This window comes from Pseudomonas sp. CG7, from assembly GCF_023701885.1.
Classification (GTDB): Bacteria; Pseudomonadota; Gammaproteobacteria; order Pseudomonadales; family Pseudomonadaceae; genus Aquipseudomonas; species Aquipseudomonas zanjanensis.
In genome coordinates this window covers 1-13,794 of the sequence record NZ_JABAEE010000022.1, presented here as the reverse complement: position 1 = coordinate 13,794, position 13,794 = coordinate 1, and the positions used below count along the sequence as shown (strand labels likewise).

Annotated in this window: 14 protein-coding genes; 9 read left to right on the top strand and 5 right to left on the bottom strand. The window is 62.3% G+C overall.

All coding sequences use genetic code 11. The annotated features are described in order from the left end of the window. Positions 1–186 precede the first annotated feature (186 nt). Positions 187–921, bottom strand: coding sequence for a thioesterase II family protein (locus tag HGO40_RS11735; protein ID WP_250963130.1), 735 nt, complete (start codon positions 919–921; stop codon positions 187–189). A 230-nt stretch (positions 922–1,151) separates the two neighbouring features. Between HGO40_RS11735 and tam the strand changes: the two genes are divergently transcribed. The 4 genes from tam to HGO40_RS11715 all read left to right on the top strand — a co-directional run bounded on the left by tam (position 1,152) and on the right by HGO40_RS11715 (position 6,045). After that, on the top strand, positions 1,152–1,922 hold the full coding sequence (tam, locus tag HGO40_RS11730) for a trans-aconitate 2-methyltransferase (RefSeq protein ID WP_250963129.1): 771 nt from the start codon (positions 1,152–1,154) through the stop codon (positions 1,920–1,922). Positions 1,923–2,013: 91 nt separating this feature from the next. Further along, entirely contained in the window at positions 2,014–3,147 is a 1,134-nt protein-coding gene (locus HGO40_RS11725) for a cupin-like domain-containing protein (RefSeq protein ID WP_250963128.1), read from the top strand. Between the two features lie 281 nt (positions 3,148–3,428). After that, positions 3,429–4,229, top strand: a complete 801-nt coding sequence (locus tag HGO40_RS11720) for an SDR family oxidoreductase (RefSeq protein ID WP_250963127.1) — start codon at positions 3,429–3,431, stop codon at positions 4,227–4,229. Further along, a complete protein-coding gene (locus tag HGO40_RS11715; RefSeq protein WP_250963126.1) occupies positions 4,222–6,045 on the top strand; it encodes a glycoside hydrolase family 15 protein in 1,824 nt (607 codons plus the stop codon). The genes HGO40_RS11720 and HGO40_RS11715 overlap by 8 nt, the downstream gene beginning before the upstream one ends. A gap of 144 nt (positions 6,046–6,189) precedes the next feature. On the opposite strand, the gene HGO40_RS11710 is transcribed toward HGO40_RS11715, so the two are convergent. Then, positions 6,190–6,552 carry a DUF6124 family protein gene (locus HGO40_RS11710; protein WP_250963125.1) on the bottom strand — a complete coding sequence of 121 codons (363 nt, stop codon included), beginning with the start codon at positions 6,550–6,552 and terminating at the stop codon, positions 6,190–6,192. A gap of 471 nt (positions 6,553–7,023) precedes the next feature. Between HGO40_RS11710 and HGO40_RS11705 the strand changes: the two genes are divergently transcribed. Next, positions 7,024–7,401: a hypothetical protein gene (locus HGO40_RS11705; protein ID WP_250963124.1), complete on the top strand. Its 378-nt coding sequence runs from the start codon at positions 7,024–7,026 to the stop codon at positions 7,399–7,401. Between the two features lie 28 nt (positions 7,402–7,429). After that, the gene (locus tag HGO40_RS11700) at positions 7,430–8,332 is read left to right on the top strand and encodes an alpha/beta fold hydrolase (protein WP_250963123.1); all 903 of its coding nucleotides are present in this window, start codon (positions 7,430–7,432) and stop codon (positions 8,330–8,332) included. Here HGO40_RS11700 and HGO40_RS11695 read toward each other — a convergent pair. Beyond that, on the bottom strand, positions 8,301–9,293 hold the full coding sequence (locus tag HGO40_RS11695; protein ID WP_250963122.1) for a GlxA family transcriptional regulator: 993 nt from the start codon (positions 9,291–9,293) through the stop codon (positions 8,301–8,303). The two genes, HGO40_RS11700 and HGO40_RS11695, sit on opposite strands and share 32 nt — an antisense overlap. Before the next feature lie 99 nt (positions 9,294–9,392). Here HGO40_RS11695 and inhA point away from each other — a divergent pair, with 99 nt between their 5' ends. Continuing rightward, entirely contained in the window at positions 9,393–10,079 is a 687-nt protein-coding gene (inhA, locus tag HGO40_RS11690; protein WP_250963121.1) for an isonitrile hydratase, read from the top strand. 186 nt (positions 10,080–10,265) lie between these two features. Here the strand turns inward: inhA and HGO40_RS11685 are convergent, their stop codons facing one another. After that, positions 10,266–11,003 carry an SDR family oxidoreductase gene (locus HGO40_RS11685; RefSeq protein ID WP_250963120.1) on the bottom strand — a complete coding sequence of 246 codons (738 nt, stop codon included), beginning with the start codon at positions 11,001–11,003 and terminating at the stop codon, positions 10,266–10,268. Between the two features lie 203 nt (positions 11,004–11,206). On the opposite strand from HGO40_RS11685, the gene HGO40_RS11680 reads away from it, so the two are divergent. After that, positions 11,207–12,154, top strand: coding sequence for an AraC family transcriptional regulator (locus HGO40_RS11680; protein WP_250963119.1), 948 nt, complete (start codon positions 11,207–11,209; stop codon positions 12,152–12,154). A 480-nt stretch (positions 12,155–12,634) separates the two neighbouring features. On the opposite strand, the gene HGO40_RS11675 is transcribed toward HGO40_RS11680, so the two are convergent. Further along, positions 12,635–13,093 carry an SRPBCC family protein gene (locus HGO40_RS11675; protein ID WP_250963118.1) on the bottom strand — a complete coding sequence of 153 codons (459 nt, stop codon included), beginning with the start codon at positions 13,091–13,093 and terminating at the stop codon, positions 12,635–12,637. Positions 13,094–13,246: 153 nt separating this feature from the next. Between HGO40_RS11675 and HGO40_RS11670 the strand changes: the two genes are divergently transcribed. Then, on the top strand, positions 13,247–13,648 hold the full coding sequence (locus HGO40_RS11670) for a lysozyme inhibitor LprI family protein (protein WP_250963117.1): 402 nt from the start codon (positions 13,247–13,249) through the stop codon (positions 13,646–13,648). Positions 13,649–13,794 lie beyond the last annotated feature (146 nt).

Genomic DNA, 13,794 nt, shown 5'->3' with positions numbered 1-13,794 from the left:
ATTAGCGCTTGAGAACAAGTGTCAGAAAGGAAGAAACCCGTGGCGAGGGAGCTTGCTCCCGCTCGGCTGCGCAGCAGTCGTAAACCGGCTGATGCGGTCTGTCTGGACTACTGCAAGTTTCTTTGGGGCGGCTTCGCCGCCCAGCGGGAGCAAGCTCCCTCGCCACAGAAGCGGGTCTTGAACGGGCTAGGCGCTGATGGCCAACCCATGCCGCCGATGATGCACGCTCAATTGATCCTTGATCAGCCGCAGCACCTTGGCCTCGTGCTCATGAATGAAGAAGTGCCCGCCCGCCAGCATGTCGACCGAGAAGCTGCCCGTGGTTTCCTGGCGCCAGCCCATCAGTTGCTCCGTGGTGGCCTTGTCGGCCGTGCCGCCGAATACATGCACCGGGCACTTGAGCAGCGGACGTTGCCGTGGCTGGAAACGGCCGCACAGCAAAAAGTCGGCCCGCAGGATCGGCAGGGTCAGGTCCATCAGCTCTTCATTGGCCAGTATCTCCTCGCTCGTACCATTGAGGGTGCGCAGTTGCTCGATCAACTCAGCGTCGGTTTTCGCCTTGGCGAAACCGCGGTCATAGTCGGCGCGCATCGTCGGCGCCGCGGTGCCGGAGGCAAACAGCGCCACCGGTTCCGGGCTGCCAAGCTCACGCAGGGCATGGGCGATTTCGCAGGCCAGCAGCGCGCCCAGGCTGTGGCCGAACAAGGCGTACGGGGCCTGGAGCGTCGGGTGCAGCTCCCGCGCCAGTTGCATCGCCAACGGGCCCATGTCGGTGTGCAGCGGCTCGTCGAAGCGCGCACCGCGCCCCGGCAATTCCACCGGTTGCACGTGCAGCCATTGCGGCAACGTGCGCCGCCAGCGGCTATACACCATCGCGCTGGCGCCGGAATAAGGCAGGCACAGCAGGGTCAGTTGGGTCACTGCGGTTTTCTCCGATCGGTCGTGTAGGGAAGATAACGAAATCCTAACCCATGGAATTAGTCAAAACCGTGACGTTCGCCACGAGATGCCTGCCCCTTCTGGGTGTAAGGCATGTGAGAGCGAGGCATGTGGGAGCAAGGCTTGCCCGCGATGAACGATAACGCGGCTCATCTTCCCACACGACCTTATACTGGCGACATCTCGATCCCTGCACCGCACAGGAGAACGCCATGGGTTGGTCCGCCAAGCAATATGTCACCTTCGAACAGGAACGCACCCGTCCGTCCCGGGACCTGCTCGCCGCCATTCCTCCCGTGGAGGCGCGCACGGTGATCGACCTGGGATGCGGCCCGGGCAACTCCACCGAACTGTTGGTGGAACATTTCAGCGGCGCCACGGTACGCGGCCTGGACAGTTCCAGCGACATGGTCGACGCCGCACGCAAGCGCTTGCCCGCCGTAACATTCGATACGGCCGACATTGGCCAATGGGATGAACCCCGGCCGTTCGACGTGATCTTCGCCAACGCGGTGCTGCAATGGCTGCCCGACCACGCGACCCTGCTGCCCTCGCTGATGGGCAAACTCGCCCCCGGCGGTAGCCTGGCGATCCAGATGCCCGACAACCTGCCCCAGCCCTCCCACCGTTTGATGCGGGAAATCGCCGCCAACGGGCCTTGGGCCAGCCAACTGGCCGCGGCGGCTGATTCGCGTACCGAGATGGCGGATGCCAGCGCCTATTACGCGATCCTCAAGCCCCACTGCAGCCGCGTCGATGTGTGGCGCACCACCTACCATCACCCCTTGGCCGGCGGTGCCGCAGGCGTGGTGGAATGGTTCAAGGGCAGCGCCTTGCGGCCGTTTCTCGAGCCGCTGGACGAGACACAGCGCGAGCAATACCTGGCGCAGTATCTCAAGGCGATCGAACAGGCTTACCCAGCACAGGACGATGGAACGGTGCTGCTGCCGTTTCCCCGGCTGTTCATGGTCGCGACGCGATAGGGCGAGGGTCGATGACGCAGCGACAGGGCCTAAATTTCTGATCCGGGCCCTCGTTACCTGCTAAGACCAAAAACCCGCAAGAGTGACCGCCGTGGACCTGCACACCATCCTGGGCAAGCTGTTCGCCAATGCCGGCGCCGTTGGTATCGAAGGCGTCTTCCAATTCGTGTTCGGCCCGCACCAGGCGTACTGGTCCGAGGTCAAGGCCAGCAGCCGCACCGAGGCGGGCCGCCACACCAGCCCCGACGTGACCATCGAGGTGGCGGAGAAGGACTTCCTCGGGATCATGGCCGGCATGGCCAATGTCGAAGAACTGTTCGCCAGCGGTCGCCTGAAAATCGGCGGCAACATGGGCCTGGCGACGTTGCTGCCGCAGATCATCGACCATGCCCGGCATGGCGGTGGCGTGGTGGAAAAGGTTGACATGAACAAGCGCTACCCGCCCCCGCCGCGCTGCAGCGAAAAACTCACCGCCAGCCTGCCGACCCAACGCAGCGTGGAACGGCGGCCCCGCGGTGGGCTGTCGGTGCAGGAATTCCGCGCCCGGTACCTGCCCCACGGCATTCCGCTGGTCATCAGCGATGCCTTGCAGGACTGGCCGTTGTTCAAGCTCAGCCGCGAAGAATCCCTGGTGCATTTCGCCGAGCTGCAAGGCATCACCCGTCATGGCGACTACGTGAAGAAGACCTTCTCCACCGAGCGGGATTTTCGCTCCACGTCCATGGCCGACTTTATCGCTTCCCTCGACAGCCCGGCGGCCAAGGGTGCCGACGGTGAACCACCGGCCTACATGGGCAACAACATCCTGCCGGCGCAGCTAATGGAGCAGATCAAGTACCCGCCCTACTTCGACCCGTCGTTGTTCATCCCACCGCGTATCTGGATCGGCCCCAAGGGCACCCTGACGCCCCTGCATCGCGACGACACCGACAATCTGTTCGCCCAGGTCTGGGGCCAGAAAACCTTCACCCTCGCCGCGCCTCATCATCGCGAAGCCTTGGGCACCTGGTCCACGGCGCCCCAAGGCGGGCTGGACGGCTGCGATTTCAACCCGGACGCGCCGGACTACCAACGCTTCCCCCAGGCCCGTGACGTGACCTTCCTGCGCGTGACGCTGGAGGCTGGGGATTTGCTGTTTTTGCCGGAGGGCTGGTTTCACCAGGTGGAGTCGGTGTCGACGTCGTTGTCGGTGAATTTCTGGGTGAATTCGGGACGGGGGTGGTAACAGCGGCCCTGCGGCAGGCGGCCTTTTGTGGCGAGGGAGCTTGCTCCCGCTGGGCTGCGAAGCGGCCCCAAAACCTGACGCCTCGAACATTCAGGTAGATTGAGCTCATTGCCTTTTGGGGCTGCTGCGCAGCCCAGCGGGAGCAAGCTCCCTCGCCACATGTCTTGTGTTGTACATCTGTTGATGTGTTCCGTTCATTGTGAATGACCGCCTCACCCAACTGAACTCCACCCACCTCAAACCAGTCAGCAGGTAAGGCCCTCAACTCAAGGTGCTAGACCATGCAGATATCCCTCGCCCGACAGGTTGCCCTGGTCACCGGCGCCAGCTCCGGCATTGGCGCAGGCGCGGCCAAGGCGTTGGCAGATGCGGGTGCCGCCGTGGTGCTCAACTACCATTCCAACGCCGAGCCGGCGCAAGAACTGGCCCGTGAAATCAACGCCAACGGCGGCCGCGCCATCGCCGTGGGGGCCGACGTATCGAAGGAACAGGAGGTCGAGCACCTGTTCGCCCAAGCCCTCGATGCCTTTGGCACACTGGACATCCTGGTGGCCAATTCCGGTTTGCAAAAAGACGCCGCCGCCGTCGATATGAGCCTGGAAGACTGGAACACCGTGATCGGCACCAACCTCACCGGCCAGTTCCTTTGCGCCCGCGCCGCCCTGCGAATCTTCAATCGCCAGGGCATTCGCCAGGGCGTGTCCCGGGCCGCCGGCAAGATCATCCACATGAGCTCGGTGCACCAGCGCATTCCCTGGGCCGGCCACGTCAATTACGCCGCGTCCAAGGGCGGTGTCGATCTGCTGATGCAGAGCCTGGCCCAGGAAACCAGCCACCAGCGCATCCGCATCAACAGCATCGCTCCCGGCGCCATCCGCACGGCCATCAACCGCGAAGCCACCGAGGGCAAGCAGGAGCAGAAACTGCTGGAGCTGATTCCATACGGGCGCGTCGGCGATGTCGAGGACGTCGCCAATGCGGTGGTCTGGCTGGCCTCGGACTGGTCCGATTATGTGGAGGGCACCAGGCTGGTCATCGATGGCGGGTTGAGCCTTTATCCGGGGTTTCGCGGCAATGGCTGACCATGACGAACCGCAAAGCCCCATCGAGAACCACGGCATCATCGGCGACATGCGCAGCGCCGCGCTGGTCAACGACCGGGGCAGCGTCGATTTCTTCTGCTGGCCGGAATTCGACAGCCCGTCGATCTTCTGTTCCCTGCTCGATACTCCGGAAGCGGGCATTTTCCAACTCGCGCCTGACCTGCCGAACGCCCGTCGGCAACAGATCTACCTGCCCGACACCAACGTGTTGCAAACCCGTTGGCTGAGCGACGGCGCTGTGGTGGAAATCACCGACCTGCTGCCCATCGGCGACAGCGAAGACGATTTGCCGGTGCTGATGCGCAAGGTCCACATGACCGTCGGCAGTGCGACGTTTCGCCTGCGCTGCGCGGTGCGGCATGACTACGCCCGGGCCGCGACGACCGCGAGCCAGGACGGCAGCCACATTTGCTTCAGCGCGCCGGGGCATCCGAGCCTGCGTTTATGCGGCGATCAGCCCATGACGCTGGACGGCAACGTCGCCGTGGCCGAGTTCACCCTGGAACAGGGCCAGCGCGCCGAATTCCTGCTGGGCGGCATCGACGACCCGCGCCTGCAGGACGATGCCAGCGCGATGTGCCTGGAACGGACCCTGGCGTTCTGGCGCGGCTGGATCGGCCAATCCAACTATCGCGGGCGCTGGCGCGAAGTGGTCAACCGCTCGGCCCTGGCGCTGAAACTGCTGACCTCGCGCAAACACGGCGCCATCCTCGCCGCCGCCACCTTCGGCCTGCCGGAAACCCGCGGGGGCGAGCGCAACTGGGATTACCGCTACACCTGGATCCGCGACGCTTCGTTCACGGTCTACGCGTTCATGCGCCTGGGTTTCGTCGACGAAGCCAATGCCTACATGCGCTGGCTGCGGGGCCGGGTCAGCGACTGCTGCGAGCAGCCGACCAAACTCAACATCCTTTATGGCCTGGACGGCAGGCAGGAACTGCCGGAAACCGAGCTGCCGCACTTGAGCGGCTTCGGCAACGCGCAACCGGTGCGCATCGGCAACCTGGCTTACCAGCAGGTGCAATTGGATATTTTTGGCGAGCTGATGGACGCGGTGTACCTGGTCAACAAATACGGCGAAGCCATCTCCCATCAAGGTTGGAAACACACCGTCGAGGTGATCGACCAGGTATGCACTGTCTGGCAGGACAAGGACGTGGGCATCTGGGAAATGCGCGGCGACAAACAGCATTTCCTGCACTCGCGGCTGATGTGCTGGGTCGCCGTCGACCGCGCCATCCGCCTGGCCGAAAAACGCTCCCTGCCCGCCCCGTTCGCTCGCTGGGACGAGACCCGCCAGGCCATTTACCAGGACATCTGGACCCACTTCTGGAACGACGAACACCAGCATTTCATCCAGCGCCTGGGCAGCACCGCCCTGGACGGCTCGATGCTGTTGATGCCTTTGGTGCGCTTCGTCAGCGCCCGCGACCCGCGCTGGCTGTCGACACTCGATGCCATCGAAAAAAGCCTGGTGCGCGACGGCATGGTCTACCGCTACCGCAACGACGACAGCCCCATCGACGGCCTCAGCGGCACCGAAGGCTCCTTCGCCGCCTGCTCGTTCTGGTACGTCGAATGCCTGGCCCGCGCCGGCCGCGTGGAAAAAGCCCAGCTGGAGTTCGAACAACTGCTGCGCTACGCCAACCCGCTGGGGTTGTACGCCGAAGAATTCGACAGCCACGGCTACCATCTGGGCAATACTCCCCAGGCCCTGACCCACCTGGCGCTGATCAGTGCGGCGAGCTTCCTGGACCGCAAGTTGAGCGGCGAGAAGAATCATTGGCAGCCGTGAGCTGAATGGCCCTTCAGACTGGGCACAGTCCCTGTGGCGAGGGAGCTTGCTCCCGCTGGGTTGCGAAGCGACCCCAAGATTTTGCGCCTGCTGCGCAGTCGAGCGGGAGCAAGCTCCCTCGCCACAGGGAAAGTGGTGGGCTGACTATTGTATTGAGTCGGCCAATTCGAGGTCATCCAACGCTCGGTTGGCCAGCAACCTGGCCAGTTCGATCAATTGTTGAATCCCCAGCGCTACATGACGCCGGGAACCTTCCAACTCGAACCCCAGGTCACTGACCAGCGCATCGGCCGAAGCCAGGGTTTCGCTGAGGGTGGTCAGCACCGATTCGGTGTTGAGGCCGGGAACCACGGTGAAAACCTGGCCGTCCTGGGTGTCGGGCTTGGGTGGGGCGGGAGGAGACAAGTGAACGTTCAGCGCCCGGTCGGCGGCTTCACGGAGTTTTTGTGTATCGAAGGTGGTGTAGGCAGAGAGGTTTTCGGCTCCATGACGATTGATCTTGTCCATTGTGAAACTCCTAGCTTGAAAAATGAGTTCACCGACCTCGCTACGAAAAAGGCTGAGGTTGGCGCGTATGCGCCTGACATTGGACGGGTGACCAAACCCGGTCGCTGATTTTGCAGCGACGGGCAAAGCCTATCCCCACCCCTTCCGAACCGGCAACCGACGTGAGTCGCCAGAAAATTCCGGTTCACCTATTTTTTTGTAGGAACACAACCCCGTGGCGAGGGAGCTTGCTCCCGCTCGACTGCGCAGCAGGCGCAAAAATCTTCCAGCCTCCAAAAAACAGCGTCCGGTATGGGGTCGCTTCGCAACCTAGCGGGAGCAAGCTCCCTCGCCACAGAAGCAATCACCGCAAGCCACCCATTTAGCGTTACACCCCGTTTCGAGTTGCCAGCCCCGCCAACCCCTCCTAAGATCGACGCTCTCACGGGTGCAGCGGAGCTGCCCGATAAAAACCCGACTCAAGGACCTGACATGACCCATATCAAACGCCCCATCACCACCCCACCCCGAACAGGCCTGACCCGCGAAGACCTCTGGGAAGGCCACGACCGGGGCTTGATCAAGTGCTGGGAAATCGGCCGCGATCGTTCGGTGAAGTTTCCCGAACTGGCGCAACGCTGTCTGGCCGGGGAGTTGCCGGTGCTGGGGTGGAAAGGTGGCGTCAGCCGCAGCCGGAAGAAAAACGAAAAATTCGGTTGCCTCAAATACCTCGCCCAATGGCAGGGCCTGCGCGGTGAAGACCTGGACATCGACCTGACCCAGGAGCGCACCCTGACCTGTTCCAGCACGAACATGATTGTGACGTTCACGCCGGATCGGGCCAAATACGTCAACCAGGAACCTGCCTGAACACAACCGCACACTGCCGGAGGCCGACATGAACCTTGAGCCCAGGATCAACTTCGCCGTCACGCCGTTACTGCGCATTGCCTACGAAGAACACGGCCCCGCCAGCGGCGACCCGATCATCCTGCTGCACGGTTTTCCTTACGATCCCAGGGCGTTCGATGAAGTCGCGCCGGCCCTGGCCCAGCGTGGCTACCGGGTCATCGTGCCCTACCTGCGCGGCTACGGCCCGACCCGTTTCAACAATCCGGCCATCCTGCGCTCCGGCCAGCAAGCCGCCCTGGCCCAGGACCTGCTGGACCTGATGGACGCACTCTCCATCCCCCAAGCGGCGCTGTGTGGCTACGACTGGGGCGGTCGGGCGGCGTGTATCGTCGCGGCACTGTGGCCCGAGCGCGTGCGCTGCCTGGTGACCGGCGATGGCTACAACCTGCAGGATATTCCGCGCTCCAGGCAACCGCTGGGCCCGGAAACCGAACATCGGCTGTGGTATCAGTACTACTTCCACACGGCCCGGGGTGTCGAGGGCCTGACCCAGAACCGGCGCGAGCTGTGTGGCTTGCTTTGGCGCCTGTGGTCGCCGACCTGGAAACGTGGCGCCGAACTGTACCCCCTCAGCGCCGCGTCGTTCGACAACCCGGACTTCGTCGATGTGGTGATCCACTCCTACCGCCATCGCTTCATGTACGCACCGGGCGATCCGACGCTGGAGTGGATGGAGGAAAAACTGACGGCGCAACCGGCCATCAGCGTGCCGAGCATTTCCCTGTGCGGCGCCGATGATGGCGTGGGGCCTGCTGCGGAACACGATGAAGACATTGCGCATTTCACGGGTTTTTATGAGCGCCGAGTGCTCGCCGGTGTCGGCCACAACATTCCCCAGGAAGCTCCCGAGGCCACGCTCAAGGCGTTGTTGGATCTGCTTGAGGGCTGACGGCGAACCGCTCGCGATAGGCCTGGGGCGTCACGCCCATGGCCCGTAGGAAACTTCGGCGCAAGGTTTCCTCGCTGCCAAAACCACATTGCACCGCCACCCGTTTGATTGACACCGCGGTGTCGGACAACAAACGGCGCGCGGTTTCCACGCGAATCAACTCGACGGCCCGCGCCGGGGTCTGGCCGGTGTCGGCGCGGTAGTGACGCACAAAGCTGCGCTCGCTCATGCCCACCTCGGCGGCCAGGCTCGACAGGCCAAGGTCACGGGTGAGGTTTTCGGCGATCCAGGCGTGCAGGTCATCGAACCGACTGCCCTGTTTTTGCAGCGACAACGTCACGCTGAACTGCGATTGCCCGCCAGGACGCTTGAGGAACACCACCAGTTGGCGGGCGACCTCCAGCGCCACCGCGCGGCCCAAGTCCTCCTCGACCAGCGCCAGGGCCAGGTCGATGCCGGCCGTCACCCCGGCCGAGGTCCAGACCGGACCGTCGTTGATAAAAATCGGGTTGGGCTCGACCCGCAATTGCGGATGTTGCTCGGCCAATTGCTCGCAGCGAGTCCAGTGCGTCACCACGCGCCGTCCGTCCAGCCACCCGCTGGCGGCCAGCAGGAACGCTCCGGTGCACACCGACGCCACCCTTCGCGAACGCAGGCCGTGCGCCTGGATCCAGGCCACCAGCGCCGGATCTTTCGCCGCTTCGTACACGCCCCAGCCACCAGCAATCAGCAACGTGTCGCTGCCCTCGCTCGGCAGCGGCTCGGCCATCAGCGCCAACCCCGCGGAGGACATCACCGCCCCGCCACCCACCGCGATGACCGTCGGCGTATAAGGCAGCGGCAGGCCTTGCTGGCGAGCCAAATCGTTGGCCGAGGCAAACACCTGCAAGGGCCCGGTGACATCCAGCACTTGCACGTTGGCGAAGGCCAGGACATGAACGGGTTTCGGTGGGTTGGGCATATTGGCGTGATTCGTGGGCTTATTGGCGTATACGCCAGAGCCTACGGATCTAAAGTAAAACCGTCCACCCCTCGGGCATCATCCAAAGGAGAACGCGACATGACGTTGCAGATCGGTTTGCTGTTATTCCCCCAAGTCCAGCAGTTGGACCTGACCGGCCCTTATGACGTATTGGCCTCGTTGCCAGATGTGAAGGTCCACCTGATCTGGAAGGACCTGGCCCCGGTCACCGCGAGTACCGGGCTGGTGCTGCTGCCCACCACCACGTTCGAGGACTGCCCGAAGCTCGATGTGATCTGCGTCCCCGGCGGGACCGGCGTCGGGCCGCTGATGGAAGACGAGCAGACGCTGGCCTTCGTCAGGCGGCAAGCCGCCGACGCGAAATACATCACCTCGGTGTGCACCGGTGCGTTGGTGCTCGGTGCGGCAGGCCTGTTGCAAGGCAAGCGCGCCACCACTCACTGGGCCTATCACAGCCTGTTGCTAACCCTGGGCGCGACGCCGGTCAAGGACCGCGTGGTCCGCGACGGCAACCTGCTCACCGGGGGTGGCATCACGGCCGGGATCGATTTTGCCCTGACCCTGGCGGCCGAACTGTTCGACCAGGACACCGCCGAGCTGGTCCAACTGCAGCTCGAATACGCCCCTGCCCCGCCGTTTACCGCCGGCAGCCCGGACACCGCGCCGACGCGCGTCCTGGAAGAAGCCCAACGGCGTGCGGCCGAGTCGTTCCGGGTGCGCTCGCAGATCACCCAGCGTGCTGCGGCGCGGTTGGAACTGGCGTAACGATAAGCACCAACGCCGGCGCACAGACTATGTCGGGTTGGACACAACCTTGAGGCAGTCCCATTGTGGCGAGGGAGCTTGCTCCCGCTCGACTGCGCAGCAGTCGCAAAATCCTGGGGTCGCTTCGCAACCCAGCGGGAGCAAGCTCCCTCGCCACAAAGGGTTTCCTTGTCGGTTCAACTCGACTCAGAACGGACTGGCAGTGGGTCGCACAATCAGTTCGCTGACGTCCACATCCGCCGGCTGTTCGATGGCATAGGCGATCGCCCGGGCGATGGCTTCGGCCGGAATGGCGATCCGGCGAAACTCACGCATTTCGGCACGCCCCCCTTCATCGGAATTGCTCTCGGCCAGTTCCGACTCGGTCACGCCGGGGGAAATCACCGTCACGCGCACATCACCTCCGACTTCCTGGCGCAAGCCCTCGGAAATCGCCCGCACGGCGTATTTGGTGGCGCAATACACAGCGGCCGTCGGGCTGACGGCGTAGGCACCGATGGATGCGATATTGATGAACTGCCCGCTACGTTGGCGCTGCATCAGCGGCAGGCCGGCGGCGATGCCGTGAAGCACGCCGCGGATATTGACGTCGATCATACGGTCCCACTCCTCGACTTTCAGCGCCTCGAGTTTGGAGAGCGGCATGACCCCGGCGTTGTTGATGATCACGTCGACCCGACCGAACCGTTCGACAGCGAAGTCAATCAGGCTCTGGACGTCATCGCGGCGGCTCACGTCCACGGATTTGCAGGCCGCCTGCTGGCCGGCGGCTTCGAGTTCCTGCACCAGCGCTTGCAAACGATCGATACGCCGGGCGCCGAGTACGACACGAGCACCGCGAGCCGCGAGCAACCGCGCCGCCGCTTCACCAATCCCGCTGCTGGCGCCGGTGATGACCACGACTTTGTTTTGAATATCGGACATGATGGTTTCCTCGTCTGGACGTGTTGGCCCCCGGGTGGGAGCGTTTTGACAGGTCCAGATTAGGCAACCGACCTTTGCTTGGGTTAGTCGGATTCTCCTGCGCACTTGCACGATCCTGTAGCGATAAATCCGACTCTGGCCGGCAACCGCGCAATCGGTTTTACTAGCGCGGTCCACTCATTTGGCCTGGGAGATTGATCGGCATGTCGGTATCCACGTCCATCCACATGGCGTCAGACGACGGCGTCCATCAGCGTCGCGCCGAACTGGCGAGCCTGATGATGCGCTTCGCTCCGGACTTCGGCGTCCATCCCACGGCCATCGAGGCCTTGCACCTGATCCGCAGCGACGAACCAACCGAAGCCCTGCACACCGTGCACAAACCTGGTTTGTGCGTGATTGTCGAAGGGCGCAAGGAAGTGCGCCTGGCGGACGAATGCTACGTGTATGACCCGCTCAATTACCTCGTCGTCTCGGTGACCCTGCCGTTGGCCGGCCAGGTGATTGAAGCCAGTCCCGAGCGCCCCTACCTGTGCATCCGCCTCGACATCGATCCGGCACAGATCTGTCGCCTGATTGCCGACGCCAGTCCCATCGGCGTGCCGGCCGAAAGAACCGGACGTGGGCTGTTCCTGGATCGCATCGATGCGCCATTGCTGGACGCGGTGTTGCGCTTGCTGCGGCTGCTGGACAGCCCGGACGATATCGCCACGCTCGCGCCGCTGGCCCAACAGGAGATTTTCTACCGGCTGCTGCGTGGCGCCCAAGGCCGGCGCTTGCACGATATCGCCATTCCCGACACCCAGACCCATCGCATCAGTCGCGCCATCGAGTGGCTCAATAGTCATTACGCCGAGCCGCTGAGCATCGACAGCCTGGCACAAATGATCAACCTCAGCCCTTCGGCCCTGCATCACCGCTTCAAGGCCGTGACCGCCATGAGCCCCCTGCAATATCAGAAACAGCTGCGCCTGCAAGAGGCCCGCCGGTTGTTGTTGGCGGAGAGCAGCGATGTTTCGTCAATCGGCTACAAGATGGGGTATGAAAGTCCTTCGCAGTTCAGCCGCGAATACAGCCGTCTATTTGGCGCCTCGCCGAGCAAGGACATCGCTCGTTTGCGTGCCCAGGCGCTGCAAGCCAGTGGCGCTTGACCCTGCGTTTGGCACATCAGGCTACTTTTTCACAGACGAAAAAAAACCCGCCTAAGCGGGTTTTTTGAGGACCAATTTGACTCCCTGTCCGGCATTCCATGCCTGGTCCAATCATCCATGACCCTGAGCACTCCCTGTACCCAGTGGATGAACATAGATTAGGCCTGCCGGTGTCCTGGGAAAAGACGAGAAAGCAGCAACGCCGTGTAAGCGTTTCGCTATAGAACCCTTTGACACGTTCCAGCAGACGAAAAAAAACCCGCCGAAGCGGGTTTTTCCAAGACCATTACGACTCCCTGTCGATAGCTAATCCTTGCATGGTCGATCGTCCCTGATCCTGAGCACTTCCTGTGCTTCAGTGGATGAGTCCAGATTACGCCTCGGATCCAAAACGAAATAGACGACATAGCTACCATCTCGTGTAAGACATTCGCTATACCTGCCCTTCCGAAAACCCTTAGCTCCACCAGCCGTTCGATCTCAAGCCTTGTTCAGGAAGGTTTCAATATTGGCCATTTGCTCATCCCAGCCACGGCTGTCCATGCGAAAAGCCTTGAGTCGGCGAGCCTCTGGGATGTTGTTGAAACCTGACTCCACGACTTTGAGCAAGGTACCGCCATCCATGTCCTCAAGTTCGAATAACACACGGGTCTCAGACTCCTGGGAATAATCCACCTGGGGTTCGACTGCGTAAGGATGCCAGCGAAACGAGAACACTCGCTCGGGTTCCACCCGCTCCACCGCGACGTCCCAGATAAGGTGCTCGTAACCTGGGTAAGTGATTTGCCCCTGGGTACGCTCACCTGCTACAAACCGTTTCCCCTCAAGGGCGACACCAAACCACTGGCCGAAGGCTTCGGCATTGGCCAGGGCGCGCCAGACTTGGGAGCGCGGGGCCTTGAGCAGGATCTTTCGTTCAATGCGGTCGGATGAATGCATGTGTCACCTCCTGTGTTTCAACAGTAGGCTTGTACGACCACAAGGCCAACCGGAAAGTTGTATCAGAGAGTTGTTTAGCGCTGCCGGCGTTAAAACTGTATGGAGCGTTGTAAACTCCCCCGGCGTTTTCCACCCCTCAAGGAGAGACCCGACATGTCCCCACGCTGGCTTCTGGCCCTGACACCGTTGCTTTTTGTCGCTGTTGCCAAGGCCGACGACTGCGCCAACGCCATCACCCAAGGCGAAATGAACCAGTGCGCAGCCAAGGAAAGCAAGGCCGCCGACCACGAGCTGAACAGCTTGTACAAGCAGATCACCGCACGCCTGAAGGACAATCCCGACGCCAAGAACATGCTGGTCAAGGCACAGCGTGCCTGGATAGGCTTCCGTGACGCAGAATGTGAATTCTCCGCCTCTGGCGTCGAGGGCGGCAGCGTATATCCGCTGATCTATGACAATTGCATCACCACCCAGACTAAAGCCCGGGTCGAGGCATTCAAGACCTATCTCAAGTGCAAGGAGGGGGATCTGAGCTGCCCCGTACCCGAGGCTTGATAGCCAGGAAGTAAAAAAGGATGACCTCTGCAGGTCATCCTTTTTTTGGTCAGCGTTTTTATCGCGGGCAAAACAAAACCCCTACCTGCATCAGCAGATAGGGGTTTCGGAATTTAATCTTGACGATGACCTACTCTCACATGGGG

Bases quoted from the DNA above. Each gene is read 5' to 3' on its own strand.
- HGO40_RS11675 (WP_250963118.1), bottom strand. From the start codon at position 13,093: ATGCATTCATCCGACCGCATTGAACGAAAGATCCTGCTCAAGGCCCCG.
- HGO40_RS11670 (WP_250963117.1), top strand. From the start codon at position 13,247: ATGTCCCCACGCTGGCTTCTGGCCCTGACACCGTTGCTTTTTGTCGCT.
- HGO40_RS11700 (WP_250963123.1), top strand. From the start codon at position 7,430: ATGAACCTTGAGCCCAGGATCAACTTCGCCGTCACGCCGTTACTGCGC.
- HGO40_RS11705 (WP_250963124.1), top strand. From the start codon at position 7,024: ATGACCCATATCAAACGCCCCATCACCACCCCACCCCGAACAGGCCTG.
- HGO40_RS11695 (WP_250963122.1), bottom strand. From the start codon at position 9,293: ATGCCCAACCCACCGAAACCCGTTCATGTCCTGGCCTTCGCCAACGTG.
- tam (WP_250963129.1), top strand. From the start codon at position 1,152: ATGGGTTGGTCCGCCAAGCAATATGTCACCTTCGAACAGGAACGCACC.
- HGO40_RS11680 (WP_250963119.1), top strand. From the start codon at position 11,207: ATGTCGGTATCCACGTCCATCCACATGGCGTCAGACGACGGCGTCCAT.
- inhA (WP_250963121.1), top strand. From the start codon at position 9,393: ATGACGTTGCAGATCGGTTTGCTGTTATTCCCCCAAGTCCAGCAGTTG.
- HGO40_RS11720 (WP_250963127.1), top strand. From the start codon at position 3,429: ATGCAGATATCCCTCGCCCGACAGGTTGCCCTGGTCACCGGCGCCAGC.
- HGO40_RS11715 (WP_250963126.1), top strand. From the start codon at position 4,222: ATGGCTGACCATGACGAACCGCAAAGCCCCATCGAGAACCACGGCATC.
- HGO40_RS11710 (WP_250963125.1), bottom strand. From the start codon at position 6,552: ATGGACAAGATCAATCGTCATGGAGCCGAAAACCTCTCTGCCTACACC.
- HGO40_RS11685 (WP_250963120.1), bottom strand. From the start codon at position 11,003: ATGTCCGATATTCAAAACAAAGTCGTGGTCATCACCGGCGCCAGCAGC.